Raw genomic sequence first — 25,293 nt, 5'->3', positions numbered from 1 at the left:
TTAGAGAAGAAAATGCCAAAGCGCACCGACCTAAAAACCATCCTGATCATCGGCGCCGGCCCGATCGTCATCGGCCAAGCCTGTGAGTTCGACTACTCCGGCGCGCAGGCGTGCAAGGCGCTGCGTGACGAGGGTTACCGCGTGGTGTTGGTGAACTCCAACCCGGCCACGATCATGACCGACCCGGAGATGGCCGATGCCGTCTACATTGAGCCGATCAACTGGCAGACGGTGGCGAAGATCATCGAGAAGGAGCGTCCCGACGCGCTGCTGCCGACCATGGGCGGCCAGACCGCGCTGAACTGCGCGCTGGACCTGGCTGATAACGGCGTGCTGGAGAAGTACAACGTCGAACTGATCGGCGCCAAGCGCGAAGCGATCATGATGGCCGAAGACCGCGAGCTGTTCCGCGTGGCGATGGGCGAAATCGGTCTGGAATGCCCGACCGCTGCTGTTGCCCATACGCTGGAAGAGGCACTGGAAATCCAGACCCGCGTTGGCTATCCGACCATCATCCGCCCGTCCTTCACCCTCGGTGGCAGCGGCGGCGGTATCGCCTACAACCGCGAAGAGCTGATCGAGATCGTCAGCCGCGGCCTGGAACTGTCGCCGACCAGCGAAGTGCTGGTGGAAGAGTCGGTGCTGGGCTGGAAGGAATTCGAAATGGAAGTGGTCCGCGACACCGCGGACAACTGCATCATCGTCTGCTCGATCGAAAACCTCGACCCGATGGGCGTGCACACCGGTGACTCGATCACCGTGGCACCGGCGCAGACCCTGACCGACAAGGAATACCAGCGCCTGCGCGATGCCTCCATCGCCGTGCTGCGCAAGATCGGCGTGGACACCGGCGGCTCCAACGTGCAGTTCGGCATCAGCCCGACCACCGGCCGCGTGGTGGTGATCGAGATGAACCCGCGCGTGTCGCGTTCCTCGGCACTGGCCTCCAAAGCCACCGGTTTCCCGATTGCCAAGGTCGCCGCCAAGCTGGCGGTCGGCTACACCTTGGACGAATTGAAGAACGAAATCACCGGCGGCCTGACCCCGGCCTCGTTCGAGCCGTCCATCGATTACGTCGTCACCAAGATTCCGCGCTTTGCCTTCGAGAAGTTCCCGGCTGCCGATGCGCGCCTGACCACCCAGATGAAGTCGGTGGGCGAGGTGATGGCGATGGGTCGCACCTTCAAGGAATCGCTGCAGAAGGCGTTGCGTGGCCTGGAAACCGGCAAGGTTGGCCTCGACCCGACCGAGCTGGACCTGGGCAACGAAGACGACATCGCCACCATGAAGCGCGAGCTCAAGGCCCCGGGCCCGGAGCGTCTGTTCTACGTGGGTGATGCCTTCCGTACCGGCATGAGCGTGGAGGAAATCTACGGCCTGTCGCATATCGATCCGTGGTTCCTCGACCAGATCGAAGAAATCATTGCCGATGAAAAGCAGGTGCATGCCGAAGGCATCGACGCGCTGGACGCGGCGCGCCTGCGCAAGCTCAAGCGCGCTGGTTTCTCCGATGCACGCCTGGCACAGCTGACCGGCACCAACGAAGCCGCCATCCGTGCACTACGTCGCGCCCACAAGGTGCGTCCGGTCTATAAGCGCGTTGACTCCTGCGCTGGCGAGTTCGCCACCGGCACCGCCTACCTGTACTCGACCTACGAGGACGAGTGCGAGGCTGCACCGAGCAACCGCGACAAGATCATGATTCTTGGCGGTGGCCCGAACCGTATCGGCCAGGGCATCGAGTTCGACTACTGCTGCGTGCACGCCGCGCTCGCCCTGCGCGAGGATGGTTTCGAAACCATCATGGTCAACTGCAATCCGGAAACCGTGTCGACCGATTACGACACCTCCGACCGCCTGTACTTCGAGCCGCTGACGCTGGAAGACGTGCTGGAAATCGTCGAGCTGGAACAGCCCAAGGGCGTGATCGTGCAGTACGGCGGCCAGACCCCGCTGAAGCTGGCGCGTGCGCTGGAAGCCAATGGCGTGCCGGTGATCGGCACCTCGCCGGACTCCATCGATCTGGCTGAAGACCGTGAGCGATTCCAGCAGCTGGTCGAGAAGCTCGGCCTGAAGCAGCCGCCGAACCGCATCGCCCGCAACGACCAGGAAGCCCTGCTGCTGGCCCGCGAAATCGGCTACCCGCTGGTGGTGCGCCCGAGCTACGTGCTCGGCGGCCGTGCGATGGAAATCGTCTACAGCGAATCCGACCTGGCCCGCTACGTGCGCGACGCGGTCAAGGTGTCCAACGATTCGCCGGTGCTGCTGGATCATTTCCTTGATGCGGCTGTCGAAGCCGACGTCGACATCATCTGCGACAAGGACGGCAAAGTCCTGATCGGCGGCGTGATGGAGCACATCGAAGAAGCCGGCGTGCACTCCGGTGACTCGTCCTGCTCGCTGCCGCCGTACTCGCTGTCGGCTGAAACCCAGGCCGAACTGCGTCGGCAGGTCACCGAGCTGGCCAAGGCACTGCAGGTTGTCGGCCTGATGAACACCCAGTTCGCGGTGCAGACCGATGCCGATGGCAAGGACGTGATCTACCTGCTGGAAGTGAACCCGCGTGCTTCGCGCACCGTGCCGTTCGTGTCCAAGGCAACCGGTATGGCGCTGGCCAAGATCGCCGCCCGCTGCATGGCCGGCAAGACGCTGGCCGAGCAGGGCGCGACCAAGGAAATCGTGCCGGGCTATTACTCGGTGAAGGAGGCCATCTTCCCGTTCGCCAAGTTCCAGGGCGTGGATCCTATCCTCGGGCCGGAAATGCGCTCCACCGGTGAAGTGATGGGCGTGGGCCGCAGCTTCAGCGCTGCGTTTGCACGCGCGCAGGAAGCTGGCAGCATCAAGACCCCGCCGGTCGGCAAGGTCTTCATCTCGGTACGCGACGCTGACAAGCAGCGCGTGATGCCGGCGGTGCAAGGTCTGGTCGAACGTGGCTACTCGCTGGTTGCCACCCGTGGCACGGCCGCGTGGTTGCAGCAGCATGGCTATACCTGTGACGTCGTCAACAAGGTAGTTGAAGGCCGTCCGCACATCGTGGACAGCATCAAGAATGGCGAGATCGTCTACATCGTCAACACGACCGAAGGCCGTGCTGCGATCAACGACTCGTTCTCGATCCGCCGCGAGGCACTGCAGAACCGCATCACGTACTCCACCACCGTTGCTGGCGCCAAGGCGCTGGTGCAGTCGCTGGAGTTCCGTGGCACCGGTCCGGTGTTGTCGCTGCAGGAACTGCACAAGGAGTTGAATGCATGAGAGCCCCCATCACGATGAAGGGCGCCAAACGCCTGCGTGAGGAACTGGATCACCTGAAGTCGGAAAAGCGCCCCAAGGTCATCGCCGCCATCGCCGAAGCGCGCGAGCACGGTGATCTGAAGGAAAACGCCGAGTACCACGCTGCGCGCGAAGAGCAGGGCTTCATCGAAGGCCGCATCAAGCAGCTGGAAGGTGAATTGTCGCATTCGGAAGTGATCGACATCAGCAAGCTCAACGCCGGCAGCAAGGTGGTGTTCGGCGCAACGGTGACCCTGGCTGACGTCGAGAGCGACGAAGAGAAGCGTTACCAGATCGTCGGTGACCTGGAAGCGGACATCAAGCTGGGCTTGATTGCCATTTCCTCGCCGGTAGCGCGTGCCCTGATCGGCAAGCACGAAGGCGACGCCATCGCCATCGACGCGCCGGCTGGCCAGCGCGAGTACGAAATCGTCAGCGTCGAATACCTCGACTGACGATGGCCAAGGCCACACTGCTGCTGCCAGCGCGCAGCCGTTTTCCGGCAGGCGAACTGCCGACGCAGGTGGCCGCGGCACTGGGCCGTGCCGAGCGTTCGCTCGGTACGGCCGGTGAGTCGGCGCAGCTGCGCCGTCACTTCAGCGTGCAGCCGGCCAACTGGTCGGCTGCCGCCTTGACCCGCCAGACCGATGCCGGCGATGCTGCTGGCGGCTTTTGGCTGCGCGCCGATCCAGCCAATATCGTGCCGGACATGCAAGGCGCGCGTCTGATGGCAGCTGCCGAGACGCTGCGCTTGGAACAAGCTGACGTGGACGCCTTGTTGCCTGCGTTGCAGCCTTTGTTCGCCGGCTTCGGCTACCAATTGGATGCGCCGACGCCGTCTCGTTGGTACCTGCGTTTGCCGGCCGACACGCCGCTGCCCGAGTTCGCAGAACCGGATGTCGTGCTCGGCGACGACTTGTTTTCGCATCTGCCCAACGGTGAGAACGGACGCCGGTGGCGCGCTTTGCTGACCGAAGCGCAGGTGGTCCTGCACCAGCATCCATGGAATGAACAACGTGTGGCCCAAGGCCAGCGTGCGGTCAATTCGCTGTGGTTCTGGGGCGCTGGCAGCCTGCCGGCATCGGTACATACCGCGCACGCGCAGGTGCGCAGCCGCGATGCCCTGGTGCAGGGTTTGGCCGCTATGGCCGGCGTGCGCCTGGGCGGCGAGCAGAGCGTGGATGCACTGGTCGATCTGCGTCAGCTACGCTCGCTGCAGCAGCTTGCACGGGATGCAATCGCCCCCTTGCTCGATGCACTCAAGCGTGGCGAACTTAGCGAGTTGCAGCTGGATTTCGAAGATGGCACCGGCTACCGCATCACCCGCGGACAGCGTTGGCTCCTGTGGAAGAAACCGATCATGACGCTTGCTGATGAGTGACAGTTTGAAGATCGTTCGCCGCGACATGGTCGCGGTCGACGGCTGGAACGATGAGACCCTGCCGTTGCTGCGCCGTATCTATGCCGCACGCGGTGCTGCCACGCCAGAGCAGGCACAGCCCCGGCTTGCCCAGTTGCACGCGCCTGATCTGCTGGGCGGCATGCAGGCAGCGGTGCAGCTGTTGGCCGATGCCATTGCCAGCGACAAGCGCATCCTGATCGTCGGTGATTTCGATTGCGATGGTGCCACCGCCTGCGCGGTGGGTGTGCGTGGCCTGCGCATGCTGGGCGCGCGTGATGTGGTGCATGCGGTGCCGAACCGGATGGTGCATGGCTATGGCTTGTCGCCATCCTTGGTGGAAGAACTGGCTGGGTTGAAGCCGGATCTGCTGGTCACGGTCGACCATGGCATCGCCTGCCATGCTGGCGTGCGCGCAGCAAAAGCCTTGGGTTGGCAGGTGCTGGTCACCGATCACCATCTTCCTGGTGAACAGCTGCCGCCAGCCGATGCGATCGTCGATCCGAACGTGGACGGTGACGCATTCCCCAGCAAAGCACTGGCCGGTGTCGGCGTCATCTTTTATGTGCTGATGGCGCTGCGTCGCCACCTGCGCGAGCAGGCAGCATTCGGGACCCAGCCGGAACCTGATCTGCTGACGCTGCTGGACCTGGTCGCCGTCGGCACTGTCGCCGACCTGGTGGCACTGGATGAAAACAATCGCGCCCTGGTTTCAGCGGGTTTACGCCGTCTGCGCGCCGGCAAGGCCAGCGTCGGCCTGCAGGCCTTGATCGAAGTGAGCGGACGTGACCCGCGTCGGCTCAGCGCCAGCGACATCGGTTACGCCGTTGCGCCGCGTTTGAATGCGGCAGGGCGTCTGGAAGACATGGCGCTGGGCATTGAGCTGTTGTTGACCGAAGATCCAGCACAGGCACGGGAAATTGCCACGTTGCTGGAAGAGATCAATGCCGAGCGCCGCGCCGTGCAGCAGATCATGACCGACGATGCCGAACGTGCTGTTGCCCGCGCCGTGCTGGATGACGACATGCAGCGCCCCGTCGCGGCCTGTCTGTTCGACGCTGAGTGGCACCCGGGTGTGGTGGGCCTGGTTGCATCGAAGATGAAGGATCGCCTGCATCGGCCGGTGATCGCCTTTGCACCGGCTGAACCCGGTGGCGATGCATTGCGTGGCTCGGCGCGTTCGATCAGCGGCTTCCACATTCGTGATGCCTTGGCCGCGATCAACGCCAATCATCCAGGATTGATGGAAAAGTTCGGTGGTCACGCGATGGCTGCGGGGCTGAGTTTGCCATTGGCAAATCTGGATGCATTCAAGGCAGCCTTCGAGCAGCAGGTGCAACGCAGTCTGGACCCGGCATTGCTGCAACAGCAGCTGCTCAGCGATGGCGAGTTGTCACCTGCCGAACTGGATTTCCAGCACGCCGAAGCACTGCGTCTTGCCGGTCCGTGGGGGCAGGGCTTCGCCGAACCTTTGTTTGACGGTGCTTTCGAAGTGCTTGAATGGCGCGTGCTCAAGGAGCGTCATCTGAAGTTCGTACTGCGTCAGACAGGCAGCACGGCGCGGATCAACGCGATCCATTTCAGCGGCTGGACCGGCACCGCGCCCGCGCAGCACGTGCAGCTCGCCTACCGACTGGTGAGCGACGACTACCGCGGCGGCAAAGCCATCCAGCTGATAGTCGAGCACTGCGCATCCGCTTGATCCAACGCGTGCGTACCTCCGGTAGTGCCGAGCCATGCTCGGCAGGGGCTTCGCCCCCGATCCATCAGCACTCGTAGCACGTATCCCCGGTGCGGGCAGCGCACCTGGAAACGCAGGCAGAAAGCCTGAAGGAATTCTGGTTCCTTTTCCCCCGGTTGCGCTGCGCTTATCCAGACAACGGTACCCGCCTGCACAGCTTTGTGTGATCTACATCGCTAAAGACCTGTCTCGAATGCCCAGACAACGAACACCGTCTGCAAGCCACCGACAACAGAATCCGCGCAGTTCACCGCCAGACCCCGCTTTGATTGCGTGAGGGCGGCGTGATGAAGTTCATCTTCGACCAATACATTCCTACGAATTCAGCATTCAATGACCCGATATGGGTGTCAGAAAACTGGCGCGTTACATAAAGCGATGGCACAGTCGGGTTCTCCACAACGCATGGGACGACGGAACGCCCGATGTTTGCAGAATCACTTTCAGCAGCAGGCGGCTTGCAACGCCTGCATCAAGACCGCCGCCTGGTTCGCGTGGAAACCGCGCTTTCACCAGAGACCTTTCTGGTCAAGCGTTTTGACGGCAATGAATCGGTCTCCGCACCATTCCTCTATCACGTCGAGTTGCTGTCTACCCAGCCAAGGCTGGAGCTGAAGCAGCTGGTTGGGCAGCCGCTACGTCTGCTGCTTGGCGATGAGTTTGGTGGCCGTAGCGTGCACGGCTATGTACGCGAGTTCGCCAGCACCGGGCAACAGGCGCAGTTCAACAGCTACCGCGCCGAGGTGGCGCCGTGGTTCGCCTTCCTCGATTACACCAGCAATTGCCGTATCTTCCAGGACAAGAATGTTCTGCAGATCATCGAAGAAGTGTTTGCCGGCTACGAGCAGTTGGCGCGCTATCGCTACGATCTCAACGCGGGCAAGCTGCCGCCCTTGTCGTATTGCGTGCAGTACAACGAATCCGACTTTGCCTTTGTCAGTCGCCTGCTGGAAGACGCGGGTCTGTACTACAGCTTCGTGCACGATGACGAAGGGCATACGCTGATCATCAGCGATGACTCCACGCTCAGTGTCGTACACGGTGAACCAGCTGCGATCGCGTATGTGTCCGATCAAGGCACCTTGGCACGTACCGGCCTGCATCGTTGGGGTGCGCGGCGCAGGGTAGGGCCAAGCGCGCAGACGTTGCGCAGTTTCGATTTCAAGCAGCCCAAGCAACAACTCGACGGAAACCAGGGCAATCAGGTGCCGATGGGCTTATTGCCGCCACTGGAGCAATACCGTTATGACGGTGCAGCGCGCTTTGCGAACAGTCGCGTTGGAGAAGCGCTGGCGGCCGTGCGTAATGAGGAGGTCAGCTGGCCGACCAAGTTGTTCGAGTGCGCAGGTAATGCGAGGGAACTTGGGGCAGGCGCCTGCTTCAGTTTGGAGCGGCATCCCGATTTCATTGGTCGCGACGAGGCGGATCGTGAGTTCTTCGTGGTGTCGATGCAGCGCGAGGGCCACAACAACTTCGCCAGCGATTTCTCCAGTGCGGAGTTGCCCAGCGTTGAGATGAAGGCGCAGGTATTGCGTCGGCGTATTCCGTACCGACCCTTGCGGCAGACGCCGTGGCCACGCATGCCTGGGCCGCAGACCGCAACCGTGGTCGGCCCGCCTGGGGAAGAGCTGCATGCCGATGCCTATGGCCGGGTGAAAGTGCAGTTCCACTGGGACAGGAAGCTGGATCGACGTGAGAACGCCTCGTGCTGGATCCGTAGCTCCAGTCCCTGGGCTGGCGCTGACATGGGTGGTGTGTCGCCGCCACGCATCGGCCAGGAAGTCATCGTCGATTTTCTTGACGGCGATCCGGACCGCCCGATCATCACCGGTCGTGTCTACAACGAGCAGAACATGCCGCCGTTCGGCATGGAAGTCAGCGGCCTGAAGTCGAAAACGGTCAAGGGTGGCGGCTGGAACGAAGTCACCATGCACGATGGTGCGGGTGGCGAGCTGTTGAACATGCGCGCGCAGCGCGACATGGTCACCACTGTGCTCAATGACCAGACCGCTAGCATTCTCAACAACAAAACCACGAGTGTTACGGTTGACCACGGCATGACGGTGGGCGGCAACCAGACCATCGGTATCACCGGCAATCGCGGCATCACCGTTACCGGCACCGATACCTCGACCGTCACCGGCACTCGCACTACCGATGTCACCGGCGCAGTCGCCGAGACCTATCACACAGGTCAGACCAAGACGATTCTCGCTTTCGGCTATACCGAAACCATCACCGGTCCTTTCACCACGACGTTGACCGGCAACTACATCAGTCAGCGCACTGGCACGTGGAAGCAAACCATCACCTCGACCTCGTGGGAGCAGGTGCAGGGAAAAGTTACCGAGCAGTACCTGGCGGGACGGGAAACCACGATTACTGGCCTGGACAAGCGCGGCGTGACCGGCGCGGTGGAGGATGCCAACAAGGGCTCGCGCACCATCGGTGTGGAGGGAACGTTCGAGCAGGGTGTCACTGAAACCCATTCGCAGTTCTCGACCGGCGACATGACCTTGTCGTCCGCAGCCAAGCTGATCGCTGCAGTGGGCGAATCATCCGCCATCGAGATTACCGCCGGTGAGATCAGGATCAGCGCCGGTGGTTCTGAGGTGGTGATCAACGCCAGTGGCGTGTCGGTCAACGGTAGCGAGATCAAGCTCAACTGCTAAGCAGAACGGAGATTCAGCGTGCAGGACACACCCATGTTGCGCGGCCTCGATACCTTGCGCGAAGCCTGGTTACAGGCCAGCTCCGATCCTTCCAGGCGATTGCTGATATGGCGTTTGCCGGCCAACGCCAGCCGTCTGCTTGCTGCTTTCTTCGAGATGCAGCGGCACGACGAAGGACGCAATACGCCGGACTATTTCCTGCGTATCGATGCGCGCTACGAGCTCGGCTTCCGCTACAGCCGGCAGATCAAGCAGGACTTGTTGGAGCGCTACCTCGGCAGTCAGGATGAACTGCGCGAGCAGGGCGTGTCACTCGGCTGGCGCGGCCCCAATGAAACCCACCCGGATTCGGCTGCGGGCGTGGTCGAAGTGCTTGAGAGCTTTGTTGAACATCATGGCGACCATATGCGCTTGATGGCGGCGGTGTTGGAACCAGAACGTCATGCCCCGGGTGACGGCTTTGAACGCTGGGTCTCGGCGGCGCTCAGCGCTGGCTTTGGCAAGCGACTGCGATTGGTATTGGTCGACACCCAGGAAGATCCGCGTTGGCAGCCGCTGTTGGACAAGCACAGTGACACGGCTACCTTGATCGGCGGCGACGTCGATATGTTCGCCATTGCCCGTGACACCGCCGCGCAGGCGAGTGGACGCGGCCCCGAGGTGCTGTACCGTCAGTTGCTTGCTGACCTGATGCTGCTGATCGAACGCGGTAGCCCCGCACAGGTGCTTGCCCGCGCCGAGCGCGCGCAGGCGCTGGCGTCACGCAGCGGCTGGCACGATCAGCAATCGGTAGTGCAGATGATGGTGGCGGGCAGCTGGCTCAAGCACGGCGACCACGCCAATGCCATCCATGCTTACCGCACTGCCCGCAGCGCTGCTGAGAGTGCCCGCTCAGGCGGCAATGCCGCAGGCGCGGATCTGGTGATGCAGAGCTGGTTTGGCGAAGCCGGTTGCTGGTTGACTGCGAAGCAGCCAGAACGCGCAGCACAGACCTATCTGCAGGCATCGGCGTCGGCTGCCAGTATCCCCAATCCGATGTTCCAGCTGGAAGGGCAGCGCATGGCCGGTTGGTGCCAGTTGCAGGCGGGTAATAAAGAAGTCGCGCGCACCGAGCTGCTGGAAGCGATTCGCATCGCAAAGCCGTTGTCGCCGGCAGACCGCAAGACGACGACCTTGCCGCAGGCATTGTGGGACCTACTGTTGCTGCAGGACACACGACGCTGCGAGAAGCTGCAAGGGGTTTCGGCAGACTATATACAGGCCAGTACCAAGGTGTTTGTCGATGCCGAGAGCAACGCCATGGCGCTGGGCCCGCGGCCCGCACGCGCTGCGCTCGACGCCATCGAGGTGCAGTTGGACGCAGCGTTGGAGCAGGGATTCCATCGCGCCCAGCAGGAACGCGAGCGCTTGATCCAGGCCGGCGATGAGTTCTTCCGCAAGATCGTGGCCGTGGGCCGCGACTTCCTCGATCCCCATTGGAACGGTATTCCGACGCTCGAACACCCGCTGGACCACGAGATACCCGTATGGAGCGAGCCGCCGGCGATGCAGCCACTGCCCGATCCATCAGCACTACTGCAGCCATCGGCTGTGACACGTGACGCATCAACAACGGCAGGAGCAGCACTGGCATGACGCCAAGCAGAAAAACAGTAGTGATGGCGGTGGCTATCGTGGTCGGGATCATCGTGGTGGCCTGGATCAGCGCCGACTATCGCGACGAGGTCAAAGCCTTCCTGCGTGCGTTGCTGCGCGCGATCTGAGCGACAAGGAGTGTTGCCATGAGCATCGCCGCCAAACACCTCGATCCGCAGTTGGGCATCGACATCCACATGTATGCGGTGCCGCCAAGCCCGCTGCCAACGCCGCATATCGGCTTGGTGCTGGATCCCTTCGATTACATTCCGTTTATCGGCTCGACGATCAAGGTCAATGGTGTGCACCGCGCCACCGCCGGAACTGGCGGGCTGGACGTGCATATTCCATTGGGCGTGTGGGCGCCACCGTTGGCGGCACCAATGGGTCCGCAGTTCGACGGCGAAGAAATCTTCATGGGTAGCCGTACCGTATCCGCGGATGGCGAGCCGTTCTCCCGGCTGGCGATGCCGGTGCTGGACTGCAACCTGGCCGGGATGATCAATCCCTTTCGGGTGAAGAAGCCGAAGAAACCGCTGCGCGCGATGTCACTGCCGACCGGTTTGAACGTGGCCATTCCCAGTAGCGTGACCGTGGGCGGGCCGCCAACAATTTCGTGGACAGCGATGGCGTTCCGCGCCGCGTTTGCCGGGTTGGGCAAGCTGCGCAAGAGCAAATTCTTCCAGGGCAAGATGGATGCCTTCAAGGCTTGGCGTCAAGGTAAGTGGGGCCATCTGCCGTCTGGCACGTTGAAGTGCAAGATCCTGCGCGCTGAACCGGTTGATATCCGCGACGGCAGCGTGGTGGTCAGTCACCGGGATTTTGAAATCCCAGGCCGTCTGCCGTTCGCGTGGCAGCGCAGCTACAGTTCCGCCCAGATCGGGCGCGGCGGCGCCTGTGGTATCGGCTGGCAGACACCTGCCGATATTACTTTGGAAGTGTTGGCCGACGGCTCGGTGTGGATGTCGGGGCCGGGGCAGGTGGCCTTCTTCCCCGAGCTGCCACCGGTTGATGGTGAAGCGGCAGCGATACTCGATTTTGTGGATGGCGCGCGCCTGCTGCGCCGGAACGGTCAGCTGCGGGTGCGCTTCAAGGGCGGGCTGCAATATGTGTTCGGCGGGGACCTGCCGAGTGGAGTTGCTGCGCTACCAGTGCATGGCCTGCTGGCGTTGGAACGCATCGAAGACGCCAGTGGCAACTTCTGGCGCTTCGAGCGCAATGATGGCCATCTGGTACGTATCGTTGAAAGCGGAGTTGACGGCTTACAGGGCCGCTTCATCGACGTGGATACGCGCCATGGCCGCATCGAGCGGATGGCACTGCACGACCCGGCAACCGGGCTGGTGCATCCGCTGGTGAGTTACCGCTATAGCGGTGAAGGTGATCTGGCTGCAGCGCTGGACGCTTTGGGTGCGGCGCGCACATTTGTCTATCAACAGCATCGATTGGTGCAGCACACGGACCGGGTCGGGCTGTCGTTCTACTACGCGTTCGATGCGCAGGGACGGGTAGTGCACTCCTGGGGCGATGGCGGCCTGTACGACTATCACTTCGAGTACGACGCACTGCTGCGCGAGACGCGCGTGACTGATTCGCTCGGCCACCTGAGTGTGATCAAGTTCGATGAGAACCAGCTACCACTGTGCGAAATTGATCCGCTCGATGGCGTCACCTTCTTTGAGTACGACGACTTCGGGCGTACGGTGGCGGTCACGGATCCGGAAGGCCTGCGCACGGGCTTTGCTTACGATGCACGCGGCAACTTGTGCTGCCTGACACGGGCAGATGGAAGCAGCTTTCAGTTTGACTATGATCCGCTGGACAACATGGTTGTTCTGCGGACCCCAGACGGCGCGACGTGGCAGCAGGAATTCGACGATAAGTTCAAGCTGGTGGCACAGGTGGATCCACTCGGTGCGAGAACAAGCTTCGAGTACAGCCCGGAAGGTCAACTTCTAGCCCAGCAGAATGCCCGGCAGGCGATGACACGGTTGCGTTACGATCGGCACGGTCTGGTCTGTGCGGTGATTGATGCGCTCGGCTCTGAAGCGCGCTATGCAAGCGACCCTCTCGGCAATCTTTTGCAACAGATGGATGCGCTAGGGCAGGCCAATCATTACGAATACGACAAAAAGGGCCGCCTGTTGGTTGTCCGAGCTCCAGAGGGAACCAGCATCCGATGTGAGTACGATGCTGAAGACCAGTTGATCCGGTACGTCGACGAGGCGGGTACAGAGACTCGTCTGGAGTATGTGGGTGTCGGGCAGGTGTCTACCCGCATGCAGGCAGATGGCCATAGCGTGCAGTACCGTTACGATAGCGAGCAACAACTGATCGCGGTGATCAACCAGCGCGGAGAGTCCTATCAGCTGGTACGCGACGCGCTTGGACGTATCGTCAACGAGGTCGATTATTGGGGTCAGGAACGCCGCTATGACTACGATGCGGCGGGGCGCCTCAAAAGCGTGGTGGATGCGCTGGGGCAGCGAATCTCTTTCGCAAACGACAAGCTGGGGCGCATCGTCTGCAAGACAATGCCCGATGTAAGGCATCCAGGAAGGCAGGTGCAGGAGCATTTCGGCTACGACAAGGTCGGACGCCTGACTGAACTGCGGAATCCGGCGAGGAGCATAAAGCGACGCTACGATCCTGCCGGAAAAATGCTGGAGGAGCTGCAGGACGGCTTCAAGGTCAGCTATGGATACGATGAGGTTGGAAATCGCGTGTCGCGGCGGACTTCCGCCGGCAACCTTGTGGCGATTGTCTACGATCTTCTCGATCAAGCGGTGTCGATCGCGATCAATGATGAGTCGCCAATCCTGATGCAGCGCGATGCGTTGGGTCGGATTACGCAGGAAGTACTAAGCCCGCATCTGCTGCGCCACTTCAGTTACAACAGTCGCAACCTGATGATCTCCCAGTCCATCCTGAAGGACGCGGCGCCGCTGCTTGAAACAAGTTACGACTACGATCGGAGCGGCAACCTAGTACGGCGCAATGACAGTGACCAAGGCGTGGACGAGTATCGGTACGACGTCATTGGGCGGCTGCTGCAGCACACCGATCCAAAGGGCAAGATAGAGCGATTTTTCACTGATCCGGCGGGTGATCGTCTGCGGACAGAGATCAAACAGGTACAAGCGCGCAGGATCGTGGGTGGTGAAAGCGACGCTCAAGGAACATGGACGCGCGAGGGGACCTATCAGGGAGTGCACTATGTGTTCGATAGGGGCGGTGACCTGGTACGCAGGGGGAGTCTGCAAGGTGGATCGGATGATCTCACTCTTGTCTGGGATGCGAATCATCGGCTTGCTGAAAGTACAAAGAATCACGTAACGACCGACTATGGATACGACCCCCTTGGGCGACGGGTATTCAAACGGAATCAGGCTTGCACAACCTGGTTCTTCTGGGATGGTGACGCGTTGCTGGGCGAAGTCCAGCAGGCCAACGATGAAGATGAGGTCGCACCGATCTGGGTCGGAGATGTTGCAAGTCTGGTGGAGGTACGGGCGCGACAGCAGCAGCTCTCCAGGTTGCATGAACGGGTGCGGGAGTATGTTTACTGCGCCAAATCGTTTGTTCCCCTGGCCCTGATTGAACCTGGCAAAGCGGCCAACGATCGGCTCGCACCAGTCGCTCAGGCCGATATCAAGGCGGGCGCCATCAGCGAAATCGCTGCTGTCGATTCGTCTACATCATTGGAACAACGAGTGCAGATCGGTACATCGATAGATCAATCATCGCTAGGTCGATTGGGTGGGATGGTTCTGGGGGGGGCAGCCACGGAGCTTGGTATCTCTGTGGGGGTGGGCCCGGTGCGTTCGATGGGGGCATCTTTGGTGACGCAGCAGCGTATTGGCGAAACCGAGGACTCGAAACGCACGCCCGTAGGCGTGGTAATGGGATCCCGTCCAGACAGTGGGTCGGTTCTGGCGGGGAAGGGGCTGCACCGGGTATACATCTACCAGTGTGATCCGAATGGAGCTCCGCATGCCTTGATTGACAGGTTCGGAACTATTGCCTGGTCCGCAGGCTCTGGTATCGGCGGTTCGTCAGGTCCCTATCAAAGCCGGGTAGCCAACCGGATTGGCCTGCAAGGGCAGTACCACGATGACGAGACCGGGCTCGCATATGCCAGGCATAGGTACTTTTCCTCTGACATCTGCGCGTTCGTTTCGAAGGATCCCATCAGGATACTCGGCGGTATCAACATATATGAGTACGCAGTCAATACGCTGAGGTGGGCCGATCCACTTGGCTTGAAGGGGGGGAGTACCGAGCTCGACAGAAATATCGGTGGCAGGGTCGGTGATGGCATGCAGGCGCATCATCTAATCCCTGAGGAGGTGATGGACAATCCCGCCTTCAAGGATATGTTTGATCACCTGGAGTCGATGGGCTTTGATAGAAACGGTGCTGCAAATGGCATACATATGCCGGGCTCTGAGAGTCTTTCAAAAAAGACAGGCATGGTAGGGCACTGGAGTAATCATGACATGTATACCGCCGATATCTCCGCAAAAATTGATAAGCTGAATACCGCTTGGAAGAGTGGAAAGTTGTCGGATATGCAGCTTTTGTTAGGTATTCGCAATGTTCAGTCGCGGGCTTTTGCCGATATTGAAAGCGGCAAGGTGGCACGCGCGCTATCAAATGCATGCAGGATGGGGTGATTGATTATGCTTTACATGGTTCGTTACATTCCTGACAACGTTGGATGCCCTGTAGTCTTGAAAGGAAAGTTGAACAAGCCTTGGGCGTGGAATGCGTTCGATCCGGATTTGTCAAATGCCGGATTTGAGGTCGGATATGTTTACGAAGCCAAACACAAATTTCTGAACTTCGACTACTGGGACCTGAACTGGATGGCGTCGGAGCAGTTTGTCGAGATATGCCGGAAATTTGATGTTGGCGTTGATGCCGTTCCAGTGGATGTAGTGCTTTCCGATGGCGCATCGTCGGTTAAGAAATACTTCTATTTAAGATGGTCCGCGTGGGCTTCTGTCATCGACTTGGATCGTTCTCGCTATGAGCTCGAGAAAGACCTGGCGACTGGCGAAGTCTTGCATCAAAAGTATTTTCCGGATGCGCCGGTCCTGGAGTCGGTTGAGAGTTTTGTTGTCGATGAGAAAAAGGTGCCTGGAAGTGCGGCGTTTCTTTGCTTGGATCTCGGCCACACCTTGGTGTGCAACGCGTTGTTTCGTGCAGCGTGTGAAGATGCTGGCTTGCAGGGCATGGGTTTCGAAGAAATCACGTCGTATACCAAGAGTGACTTCTGGGATTGAGGCTATAGACGCCTGCTGCCTTTGAGCCACCGTCCGCATCATTGATGCGCTAGAGATGGTGAAGAAGGTGCGGGTGCAGGTGTACCTGTTTCCGTGGCCGGTCGCTGGCTCCACCTTGGTAAAAAGGTGTTCAGTTCCCAAGCTACCGTCGGACGTCTTGTCGGCATGATGCAGTAGCGACTCCCCAGCGCTTTGCCAGTGCCTACTGCGTGCCTATCGCTTATCTGCCATCTGCAGTTCCACTGTGTAGATCACGCTGTCTTCGATCCGCCCGTCAACCGCAAAGGCGATGGACAGCTGGTCCGCTGCAAGATCGGTGCGATGGGTGAAGCAGGTGGCCACGCCTTTGGTGCAGCTGACATCCCAGGCATCACCACCGGCAGCGCGCAGCTCGCGTACCGTGGTCCGGTTGGTGATCGGCAGCCCTTGCAAAGAGATTGTCTGGTTGAAGACGCTCCGTGGTTCCAGCTCGGTGCCGGGCGCGGGTACGTCAAAGCCTGCCGCTTCGCTGTCCATGTGATTCAGGACGATGGTGACGATGCTGGCGTTTGGCTCTTTGGCATTATCCGGATAGACGCGGATGCCGAGCTTGTCCCAGACCAGAACCGTCAGGCTGGGGTTTGGTTGCGTGCTTCGATGGTCTGGGCCCAGTGCCTGGATCCACGCGCTCATCGGTGCGCCAAGCTGCAGTGCCTTGCCTTGGTAGGTCAGGCCTGTGGGCGTGGTTTCAAGTGCGGGCTTCGCGGTGCTGGCCGCCGCGGTGCTTGTGGTCTTCGACGACTCTGCATGCGATGAGCTGACATCGCAGCCGATGAGCGCCAAACCGAGCAGTGCGGTGACCAGTACGCGCTTTTTCACTTCTTGCCGCTCCCTTTGACCTGGTTCTTCTCGCCGAAAAGATCTTCATAGAACTTGGTGATGTAATCCCAGCTCTCGGTACCGTAGCGACCAACGCGGCGGATGCCCTCGAGTGCGTCCTTGCCATGCTCTTCGTGCAGGTGCTCGATCTCGGTCGCCGATGCAGCCCTGCGGATATTGGCGGCATGGTCTTTGGCCCAGGCCGATACATGTGGACATTGCCAGGTGCTGTCGTAAGGATGCACCAGGTAGCCCTGCGCGATCTTCACCGGATCACAAAGCCCATTGCCGTTCCAGCGTCCAATCATGGCCTTGCCAACCTCGGTCACTGCCTGCTGGGCCAGCTTCGCGGCCAACGTGTGCAGCGGATGCACGTCGTGATCCTTGGCAAGCTGCGAATGGCTGGGGTCGGTCGAACCGTTCTTGTTCGGGTCCGAGTCGAACATGGTCTGGGCGTCGTCGACGCTGTTGCCGATCAGCAGCAGCAGCTGCTGGTAGACAAGGTTGTAGCTGTTCAGTATCAGCCGCATCGGTGCCGAGGCGATCCAGCCAGCGCGTTCCAGGTACTCGTGGCCAGGAATGCTGAGCATGCGGTCGCGCAGTTTCAGGAAGTTCTGGAAGGCGGTGAAGTAGCGCTGGTCGCTCTGCTCGGAAAGCAGGACGAGCATGATTCTTTCGCTGTCCGAACGATCACCTGGCTTGCTGGCCTTGAACTCCCAACTCTCCACGCTGAACAGTTTGTGCGCGATGGGTTCGGCCAGGCTGGCAATCACGTCGGTGGAACCGAACATGCCGGTAACCACCGGGTACGTGTGTTTGCAGTCCGCCTTCCCCGTCCAGACCAGTACGTTGTTGTGCCCGATCTTGCGCAGGCTCAATTCGCAGAAGTTGGAATGGGCGAAATAGTCTTCCAGTACATGCAGCGCGGAGCCAAAGTGACGCATACCGTCGGCAGTGCGGCCCAGGGAAATCGCCTGCCTCAGTTCCGATGCCATGAAGGCGCTGGAGCTGCTGATGTAGCGCTTCAGCGATGTGGTCTTGTCGACCCCAAGCAGCGGGCTGTTGGCAGTGACCCAGGGCTCGAAGTCCTTGTCGATGGTTTTCGGGTCGGCTGGATCGGGCTTTATGTTCTTTGGGTTGTCGATATGCTCGCTGGGCCGATAGACACCAAGGCGCGCAGGCGTGACCTCGTAATGGGCCTTGTCGCGGTAACGCAGCTCGTGGAATTCGCCGCCAGCAAGGATGTCGACGATCTTGGTCAGTGCCTCGCGGGAAATGTACTTGCCGAGGTCTTTCGGCATGTTCGGCGGGCGCACGATCTTCGGATCCAGCAGCTGCGAATAGTCGCGCAGCCAGTTGCCGAAGTAGATCGCTGCCAGGTCCCGGCGGCTGAAGCCGACCCTGCCCAGCACGGCTTCGATCGAGCGGTGGCCAAATGACTGCCCCGGGTTCTTGGCGTGGTTCTCGCCATCGCCTGCGCTGAAGCCTTCGTAGCGACCGTCGTGTGACTGGTTGTCCTGCGCGGCAACCGGACCCTGCTGCCGCAGTGCAGCCTGCACCTCGGCATAGTTGACCTTCAGCGGGCCGCTGAACTCGGGCGAGGTGTAGTCGGCATAGGTCGTTTCATGGCTGCCTTCAAGATCGAAGAAGGCAAACCGGTACGCCATGCTCGTACCTTCTTCATGCGCGCTGTCGCCGGCGATGCTTGGCTTGCCACTGGCATCTTTCTCTGCCAGATCGTTGCGAAGCACGTTGTCGACGTGGTGACCAAATTCGTGCAGAAGCACAGCCAGCAATTCGCGTGAGGCCTCGATCGACGTCGATGCCTGATCAGCCGCCGATGCATGTACGCGGATGAGACGTTTTTTGTTGTCGTAGTCGGCAGGGTAGGGGCCACCGCTGAGCACCTCGTGCTTGGGCGGCGGGAAGCTGCCGCTCTTCAATGCCTCCTGCAGCTTCATGTAGGTTTTGGCGGGTATGTCGAAGCCGAATGTCGGTGCCATCATCATCACGAACTCGATGGTGGTCGACTTCTCGGCAGCACTACGCAACTGGTCGTAGGCGAAGGTGCTTTCGATCTTTCGCGTCGGATCAGGTTTGATCTTGAATGCAGGCAGGGGCGGCAGTCGCGGCGACGCACTGCTGCCGCTCTTGAATGGATGTTCGCCGGCCTTGACCTTGAATTCACCGGGGCAGCTGAAGGTGATGTCGCCACCTTCAAGCGTGATCGCGCTGCTACCGGCCTGCAGCACGACCTTGCTCTTGGCGAGCACGTCGATGCGCTGGTCCGTGGCGGTAACTGTGATGGCTTGATCGGCCAGCAGTTCCAGCTCGCCATCGTTGGCCTGTAGGCTGACCGGGCCGTTGGCGGCAATCAAGCGCACCGGGCCAGCTTGCGCGAACAGCGACACCTGGCCACCTGAAACCGCAGCGATTGTTTCGCCGCTGCTTGCATGCAGATCCTGCTGCACCGTGAGCTGCAGGTTCTGCCCGGCGAAGGCAATCGCGCTTGCTGGTGTGGTCCATGCGATATGGTTCGGCGCCTCGGCAAGCAGCAAGGGCTTGGCGAAACGCTCGACCGGTTGATCACCAGTTGCGCGACCGTCGCTGGGCTTGAACTGCGATTGGCCATTGACCACGGACTTGAAGCTGCCTTCCGCCGTTGGATCTACCTGCTCGCGCAGCTGACCGGTCTGTTGCCAGGCTTTGAGCCCGGGCACCTGCTGTTGCTGCAGCGTCTGCTGCATCTGCTCAAGACTACGCTCTGCACCTTTCAGCTGCGCAACAACCTCGGCGTTGTCCATCACCGTGGAAGCAGCGCGCTCTTGTGTGCTGGCGGACAGCAACAAGCCCTGCGCGGCGTGTACGTTGCCCCAGCCCTGTGTTGCCAGCTCAAAGCCCTCGCCACGCAGTGCACCGCGCGCGGTGTCTTCATGCTGGACCAGGTAGCCGAGCTCCAGGCGACTGTCGGCAAGCGAACTGTGCAGGCGCGTGCGCAACTGCCCGGGGGTGTCGTCCATCATCCATTGCTGGCTGCCGCCGCCGTCATGCGCGCGCGTGTGCAGGCCGCTTAGCACGCCGGGATGCTTTGCGTTCTCATCGATGCCGCCGCCAAACGGCGGTGCTACGTTGCCGTTGTAAAGCTGGCCGGTGATGCGTGGTTGGTCGATGTCGCCGTGCAGGAATTCAACCAGTACCTCACTGCCGATACGCGGCAGGAATGCGGTGCCCCAGTTGGGGCCGGCAACCCACTCGGCAACCGACACCCAGCTGCCGCTGGTGTGATCGCCGGGAGCGTGTCCTGCCTGCGCACTACCTGTTTCACTCAGGCCACCTGCATTGGGCGTGCTGCCACGCTGCCACGAAAACTGGACACGTACCTGGTGCTCACGGTTCGGGCTGAGAGCGGCTTCGGCGACGCCGACGACACGTGCGGTCTGCAGGCCGTGCAGGGCAGGGCGGTCGTGCGGCAGCGCGCGCACCGGGACGCTGGCATCGGCCGCAAGAAAATGGTTTCGGTAGCTGCCGCGCTCAAGCGCGCTGTTGCCAAGCAGTTCGGCGATGCCGCTGTCGAGATTGTTGACCGCGGTATGGGCGACGACCAACAGCTGGAACTCGCTGCCTTCGTATTGCGGATGCTGGGATAGAACGAAACGGGAGCCGGCAGCCATGCGCCGTTCACTGCTGCTGCCGCTGTAAAGAACCTGTGCAAGCTGCAGCGCATCCAGCCTCGCCTGCGCCTCGCTTTGCGCCCAGCTCGATTCGTTGAAGCGGCCGGCGCGTGGTTGTACATAGACTTCGAGCGACGGAACGTCGCCAGCTTCGGCGTTCGCCTGTGCAGCAATGGCCGAAAGTTTGTCGCCATGCCAACTGGCGACTGTGCTGCTGTTTGGAACGAGTTGCCGCTGCTCGCCGAAATGGGTGATGCCATCGCTGGACTCGCTAGCCGCTATGCGATGGAAGCGCACAGTTCCGATATCGGAAAGTTCGGCCTGTGGATCGAATACGACCAGTGTATGGGAGCCGTCGCCATCCTGCGTCTGCTCGATACGCCAGGCAAGCCCGCTTTCCGCCAACAACCGACAGACGAAGTCCCAATCAGTCTCGCGATACTGGGTGGTGATGGCGCGTTGCGGCAGGCTTGATTCGACGTCGAAGCGATACGCTGCTTGCGGATAGTCATCAAATATCTGCCCGCAGATCGCGCGCACATCCAGCTCCTGGAAGATCACCGCGTTGCGGCGCAGGCGCAGCAGCGCGGTCCAGGGCTCGAGCCTGAGCTGGTAACGGGCCAGCCCGCCGTCGCTGCCGAGCTGCGCCACGTTGGTGCACAGTCCATGCCATTGGCGCTGTGAACCATCGGGTAGCTGCAGCTGCAGGGTCAGCGCTTGCTCCAACCAGCTATCTGCCTGCAGATAGGCGTCGGTGCTGAGGCAGTCAATCTGCAATTGCATATCGCCGCACAGGGCTTCTTCGCCCTCGAAACGCTCAACCACCAACCCTTCGTTCGGTGCTTGTAGCTTGATCAGCCGATTGCTATGTGAAATCGCGGCGAGCGCGGTAGACAACGAGGAGCTCGGGACGTCCATATCGACAGGCTCATGGCAAAGTGATCGTGATGTGTGCGGTGCGTTCTGGCATCTGCACGACATTGTTGTAAGCAGCCAGCTGTTGGCGGGTGTCGTGACCCATGTAGGTACGCAGGCCAATGAAGGCGAGCACACCGAAGCAGCCGACAACCGCAGCGGGTAGCCACAGCGGAATTACCCGCCGCAGCTGGTTTCTGATGTTGTCCGGTGGCAGCGCATGCGGCGCGAAACCATGGCGCTTGCCTTTCAGGTAGACGATTTCGTCGCCCAGCCGCGCGGTGAGGTAGCCAAGCTTCTCGGTACCTTCCAGGCGATATTTGCCCTCGAAACCCATCAGCAGGCAGTAGTGGTATACCTCCAGCGACGGTAGCCGCGGGCCGCCTTGGCGGCGCAGCTCCTCAAGCTTGTCGAAGAAGTGTTCACCGGCGAGATGCTCGCCAAACATGCGCAACTGCAGCGGGTTGCGCTCCCATACTTCATGCAACGCCGAAGGTTGCGAGAGGATGGCCTCGTCAACCGCTGCACAGAATGCATACTTGGAGGCGTACACGTCTTCGGCCGCGATGCCCAGACGCATTGCATTGCGCTCGACGCTGTCGAGGAACTTCTGCACGGTCTGCACGAAGCCTTCGGCATCATTTGGCAGCTGGCCGCGCTTCAGCAACAGCAGCAGGTAGAAGCCGTCCGACATCAGATCCTGCAGGCTTTGCGGCGCTGTCGAAATAGGTGTGTTGCTGGCCATGGATGCGTTGCCGGTCAGTGACGGCATCGGACCAGGGGTTGGAGGCAGATGTGAGTTCATCAGGTGGTCACCGCAACGAGTTCCAGCTTCAGGTCGGAAATGCCGGCCGGGACATAGATCATCAGCGATTGTGATTTGAGCATGCGCTCGTAGAGCGCGCCGCGAGGATCAATCTCGAAATAGTGGCTGCCCGGTCGTACAGGAATTGCCGCAGGAACCTGCGCCGCGTGTGTGAGCTTCACGCCAGGCAGTGCGGAGAGCACACACTTCTCGACGTCATCCGGTGCACCGATCTTGAAACGGATCGGAACGGTCTGGATGAGATCCTGCGCCGGCATCGATGCCGATACGGAAAGATAGAACGAAGCCTCGCCATCGATGCGCTGCGAGTCGAGCCGGCCCAGGTGATAGGACGGCTTGATCTCACTCAGCGCGATCTTGAAGTAGCGCGTGGAGATCACCGTCTCCAGCAAGGCACGCACGATCTCCAACAACTTGCGGAACGATGCCTCCGGTTGATCGTGGCGATATACCGGCAGGTCGTTGAGCTGGTAGGTGTTGGAGAAGGTGAGCAGCGCGCCGGCCATGCGCAGCAGCTCCTGATGCAGGCGCTCCGGGTGCAGTTGCGGATGATGCTGCAGGTGCGCAAGCGCGCTGAACGAAGAGTTGATCGTATGCAGCAGCCAGAACGATGCGATGTCGCCCGAGCGGAATTCAATGATGTTCTGCGAGGTCTGCCGATGCAGGCCGTAAAGCGCGTCGACCTTTGCCTGCAGCGCATCCAGCACGGAACGTAGTTCGCGATGAAGGAACGGCGATGCCTGCAACTGTGCGCACGGCGGAATGAACTCGTCGTCCAACTCGAAACCGCCGCTTGACGTCCTGCGCACGCGCGCAACAGGAACCGTTGCGTAGGCATCCCTGGGCTGGTCGTCGGTAAGCAGCTTCACTGCTTTGCTGAGATACGCCAATTCAGCTTCGGCTGCATCGGTAAACAAGTCATCCGAAACCCGGTTGGCTTGCCGATAGCGCGCGAGTGCGGTGCCTTCGGTGTCAGCACAATTGCGACCATCATCACGCAATAGCGGTAATGCGAGATACACAATCGTTGACTGAATCCCCGCTGGAAGATCCTGCAGCGATACAGCATCCGGCAGGCCGTCGTGTACCGGAGCATCGTAGCTTTCGCCGTCAGGAAACACCGCGGATAGATCTAGGGGGCGCAGGGTGCCGCCTGTCAGAGCATGCGTATCAAAGCGCACGCGGCGCGCGCCCCAGGCATAGGGATGCAATGTCTGCGACAGGTCTTGTAGGCGCGCCTCGTGATAGGCGTCTTGACGCTGGAAGTGCTGCGGGCGAAGGAACAAGCCTTCACCCCATAAGACCTTCGACATCCTGCTTACGTAAGCCACATTTCAGTCCTTGGAAATTTCGTTGGCGCGTTGCTTCAGGCGCTTCGCCCTTCGGCGCATTACCGCTGCACCGGCAGCTTCGCAGCTTGATGTGAAAACTCCATTCACATCCGGATTCGCATCACATCTTGTGGTTCGAACGCGCCAGATACTAGCGCATGCCCGTGCCTTGATGTTGTTGTTACAGCAAAAACGCACCGTCGTTCAGCGGGCGCCTGCACAGCGTATTGAGGCCAGGCTGCGCGGATCACCAGAGATGCGTGAGCTTAATGCTGGGCTATCAGTTGTTAGTGCACACGCGTGTACACCAATTGTCAGACCATCATTGGGAAGAGTCTTGTTGCGTGCATCAAAGGCCATGCGCCATCGTGCTTCTGCTGGCGAGCGGAACAGCGCGACGACGCCAATGACAGCGGTGCCATCACTGAGTTGTTCGGACAATTCCTGGCGTACACCCGGTGTCAGTACTACTTCGTTAACAGAAAGAAGGTCTGCCCCAAGCGCGGTCTGTTCACCGGCTTGGTCAAGGAAGGAGTTGAAGGAGGCTTGCTCAAACCGTTGTGCACTGCGCAGGTGATAGATCTTCAGCACTGCAGCACTTGCGCGCTTGTCATTGCCGGCATTGAGATTTGTCCCGGCGTAGATTTTCAGCGGTATTACAGGGGGTTTTTCAGGTTTGCTTTCACGCAGCCCAACGGCTTGCAGTGTACTGTCCATCGCCTTGCTCAACTTGCCACCGGACGCACAACCAGCTAATCCAATGGTGGCCACAAGGGCGAAAGTTGTGACGGAAGCCACACGTAGAAGTTTGCTCATGTACGCATTCATTTAGTGATGGGCACCAAGAAAACAGCGGGGAAGTGACGACATGTCGGTGCAAGTGCAGCACGACGATGTGAAGGGAATGTCTAGAGCAAACACATCGCGAATTTGAAAATAACTATACCCACGCGCATTTGCGAATGTACACTGCCGCCGCTGGGACTGGATTCCCGCAAGATGTATCGGCGGAAATGCGGCTCCCTTTAGGAACTTATTTCGACGAAGGAATCACTATGGATGTGAAGGTGTTTGGGGCGGCAACACGTCGTTCGGTTTTGGCGTTGGCACTGCTGTCGGGGTTGGGCGCATGTGCATCGACACCAAAGAAGGCAGTGGAAATTCCTTTCGATGTAACGTTGGCAAATGCCGAGGCGCAGGTCGCTACGGCAGGGCCGGATGCGGCGATCAGTGCGTTCGAGGTTGCTGCGAAAGCCGATCCGACACGCAAGGAGCCGTGGGTGCGCATTGCGCAATTGCAGTTCGACCAGAATCGCTATGCACGCGCAATCGTTGCGGCTGAAGAAGTATTGCAGCGGGATCCTGATGACCTTGTCGCCGACGGCGTTCTGACCGTCGCTGGCTTCCGCATTGCCAACGAATCGCTGCAGCGCCTGGGTGGGCGCGGTGCGTTGGCGTCGGAAACCGCACAGCGTGAAGCGCAGACGTTGGTGACTACGCTGCGTAGCACCATGGGTGACGCCATTCTTGAAACCGGCAAGCCAAAGCCGCGTGCGACGCGACAGGCGACGCGTTCGACGGCTGCGAGCCGTCGTGCCGCTCAGCCTGCAGCCGCCCAGCCCGCACCGGCGCGCCCGGCGCGTGACAGCGGCGCGGACCCCTTCCAGAACATTGGCAACTAAAC

General features: G+C 60.5%; 15 protein-coding genes. 10 read left to right on the top strand and 5 right to left on the bottom strand.

Annotation, left to right across the window (positions count from 1 at the left end; all coding sequences use genetic code 11):
* The first annotated feature begins 12 nt into the window (after positions 1 to 12).
* The 9 genes from carB to ACVOK8_RS02960 all read left to right on the top strand — a co-directional run bounded on the left by carB (position 13) and on the right by ACVOK8_RS02960 (position 16,008).
* Complete coding sequence (gene carB / locus ACVOK8_RS03000) at positions 13 to 3,255, top strand: carbamoyl-phosphate synthase large subunit (protein WP_481565514.1); 3,243 nt, start codon at positions 13 to 15, stop codon at positions 3,253 to 3,255.
* A gap of 8 nt (positions 3,256 to 3,263) precedes the next feature.
* Positions 3,264 to 3,728: a transcription elongation factor GreA gene (greA, locus tag ACVOK8_RS02995; protein ID WP_481565559.1), complete on the top strand. Its 465-nt coding sequence runs from the start codon at positions 3,264 to 3,266 to the stop codon at positions 3,726 to 3,728.
* Positions 3,729 to 3,730: 2 nt separating this feature from the next.
* A complete protein-coding gene (locus ACVOK8_RS02990; RefSeq protein WP_481565513.1) occupies positions 3,731 to 4,654 on the top strand; it encodes a phosphoglycerate mutase in 924 nt (307 codons plus the stop codon).
* Positions 4,647 to 6,374 carry a single-stranded-DNA-specific exonuclease RecJ gene (gene recJ, locus ACVOK8_RS02985; RefSeq protein WP_481565512.1) on the top strand — a complete coding sequence of 576 codons (1,728 nt, stop codon included), beginning with the start codon at positions 4,647 to 4,649 and terminating at the stop codon, positions 6,372 to 6,374. The genes ACVOK8_RS02990 and recJ overlap by 8 nt, the downstream gene beginning before the upstream one ends.
* Positions 6,375 to 6,838: 464 nt before the next feature.
* On the top strand, positions 6,839 to 9,085 hold the full coding sequence (locus ACVOK8_RS02980) for a type VI secretion system Vgr family protein (RefSeq protein ID WP_481565511.1): 2,247 nt from the start codon (positions 6,839 to 6,841) through the stop codon (positions 9,083 to 9,085).
* A gap of 18 nt (positions 9,086 to 9,103) precedes the next feature.
* Positions 9,104 to 10,720, top strand: a complete 1,617-nt coding sequence (locus ACVOK8_RS02975; protein ID WP_481565510.1) for a hypothetical protein — start codon at positions 9,104 to 9,106, stop codon at positions 10,718 to 10,720.
* Positions 10,717 to 10,848 carry a hypothetical protein gene (locus ACVOK8_RS02970; protein ID WP_481565509.1) on the top strand — a complete coding sequence of 44 codons (132 nt, stop codon included), beginning with the start codon at positions 10,717 to 10,719 and terminating at the stop codon, positions 10,846 to 10,848. Before ACVOK8_RS02975 ends, ACVOK8_RS02970 begins: the two co-directional genes overlap by 4 nt.
* 18 nt (positions 10,849 to 10,866) lie before the next feature.
* Positions 10,867 to 15,396 (top strand): RHS repeat-associated core domain-containing protein, encoded by a 4,530-nt coding sequence (locus ACVOK8_RS02965; RefSeq protein WP_481565508.1) that lies wholly within the window; start codon positions 10,867 to 10,869, stop codon positions 15,394 to 15,396.
* 15 nt (positions 15,397 to 15,411) lie between these two features.
* Positions 15,412 to 16,008: an imm11 family protein gene (locus tag ACVOK8_RS02960; RefSeq protein ID WP_481565507.1), complete on the top strand. Its 597-nt coding sequence runs from the start codon at positions 15,412 to 15,414 to the stop codon at positions 16,006 to 16,008.
* A 213-nt stretch (positions 16,009 to 16,221) separates the two neighbouring features.
* Here the strand turns inward: ACVOK8_RS02960 and ACVOK8_RS02955 are convergent, their stop codons facing one another.
* The 5 genes from ACVOK8_RS02955 to tssJ form a co-directional block, all read right to left on the bottom strand.
* The gene (locus ACVOK8_RS02955) at positions 16,222 to 16,866 is read right to left on the bottom strand and encodes a DUF7738 domain-containing protein (RefSeq protein WP_481565506.1); all 645 of its coding nucleotides are present in this window, start codon (positions 16,864 to 16,866) and stop codon (positions 16,222 to 16,224) included.
* Positions 16,863 to 21,455 carry a type VI secretion system tip protein TssI/VgrG gene (tssI, locus tag ACVOK8_RS02950; protein WP_481565505.1) on the bottom strand — a complete coding sequence of 1,531 codons (4,593 nt, stop codon included), beginning with the start codon at positions 21,453 to 21,455 and terminating at the stop codon, positions 16,863 to 16,865. The genes ACVOK8_RS02955 and tssI overlap by 4 nt, the downstream gene beginning before the upstream one ends.
* Positions 21,456 to 21,465: 10 nt before the next feature.
* The gene (gene icmH, locus ACVOK8_RS02945) at positions 21,466 to 22,257 is read right to left on the bottom strand and encodes a type IVB secretion system protein IcmH/DotU (protein ID WP_481565504.1); all 792 of its coding nucleotides are present in this window, start codon (positions 22,255 to 22,257) and stop codon (positions 21,466 to 21,468) included.
* Positions 22,257 to 23,591, bottom strand: a complete 1,335-nt coding sequence (gene tssK, locus ACVOK8_RS02940) for a type VI secretion system baseplate subunit TssK (protein WP_481565503.1) — start codon at positions 23,589 to 23,591, stop codon at positions 22,257 to 22,259. The genes icmH and tssK overlap by 1 nt, the downstream gene beginning before the upstream one ends.
* Before the next feature lie 222 nt (positions 23,592 to 23,813).
* A complete protein-coding gene (tssJ, locus tag ACVOK8_RS02935) occupies positions 23,814 to 24,425 on the bottom strand; it encodes a type VI secretion system lipoprotein TssJ (protein WP_481565502.1) in 612 nt (203 codons plus the stop codon).
* Positions 24,426 to 24,763: 338 nt separating this feature from the next.
* On the opposite strand from tssJ, the gene ACVOK8_RS02930 reads away from it, so the two are divergent.
* Positions 24,764 to 25,291 carry a tetratricopeptide repeat protein gene (locus tag ACVOK8_RS02930; protein ID WP_481565501.1) on the top strand — a complete coding sequence of 176 codons (528 nt, stop codon included), beginning with the start codon at positions 24,764 to 24,766 and terminating at the stop codon, positions 25,289 to 25,291.
* Positions 25,292 to 25,293 lie beyond the last annotated feature (2 nt).

Source organism: Stenotrophomonas sp. STEN083, assembly GCF_056759195.1.
The sequence above is the reverse complement of the archived record's forward strand: the minus strand, read 5'-3'. Positions and strand labels throughout refer to the sequence as shown.

Coding starts and splice junctions, on each gene's coding strand:
- ACVOK8_RS02960 (WP_481565507.1), top strand. CDS start 15,412: ATGGTTCGTTACATTCCTGACAACGTTGGATGCCCTGTAGTCTTGAAA.
- ACVOK8_RS02965 (WP_481565508.1), top strand. CDS start 10,867: ATGAGCATCGCCGCCAAACACCTCGATCCGCAGTTGGGCATCGACATC.
- ACVOK8_RS02990 (WP_481565513.1), top strand. CDS start 3,731: ATGGCCAAGGCCACACTGCTGCTGCCAGCGCGCAGCCGTTTTCCGGCA.
- carB (WP_481565514.1), top strand. CDS start 13: ATGCCAAAGCGCACCGACCTAAAAACCATCCTGATCATCGGCGCCGGC.
- icmH (WP_481565504.1), bottom strand. CDS start 22,257: ATGAACTCACATCTGCCTCCAACCCCTGGTCCGATGCCGTCACTGACC.
- tssJ (WP_481565502.1), bottom strand. CDS start 24,425: ATGAGCAAACTTCTACGTGTGGCTTCCGTCACAACTTTCGCCCTTGTG.
- ACVOK8_RS02970 (WP_481565509.1), top strand. CDS start 10,717: ATGACGCCAAGCAGAAAAACAGTAGTGATGGCGGTGGCTATCGTGGTC.
- recJ (WP_481565512.1), top strand. CDS start 4,647: ATGAGTGACAGTTTGAAGATCGTTCGCCGCGACATGGTCGCGGTCGAC.
- tssI (WP_481565505.1), bottom strand. CDS start 21,455: ATGGACGTCCCGAGCTCCTCGTTGTCTACCGCGCTCGCCGCGATTTCA.
- tssK (WP_481565503.1), bottom strand. CDS start 23,591: ATGTCGAAGGTCTTATGGGGTGAAGGCTTGTTCCTTCGCCCGCAGCAC.
- ACVOK8_RS02980 (WP_481565511.1), top strand. CDS start 6,839: ATGTTTGCAGAATCACTTTCAGCAGCAGGCGGCTTGCAACGCCTGCAT.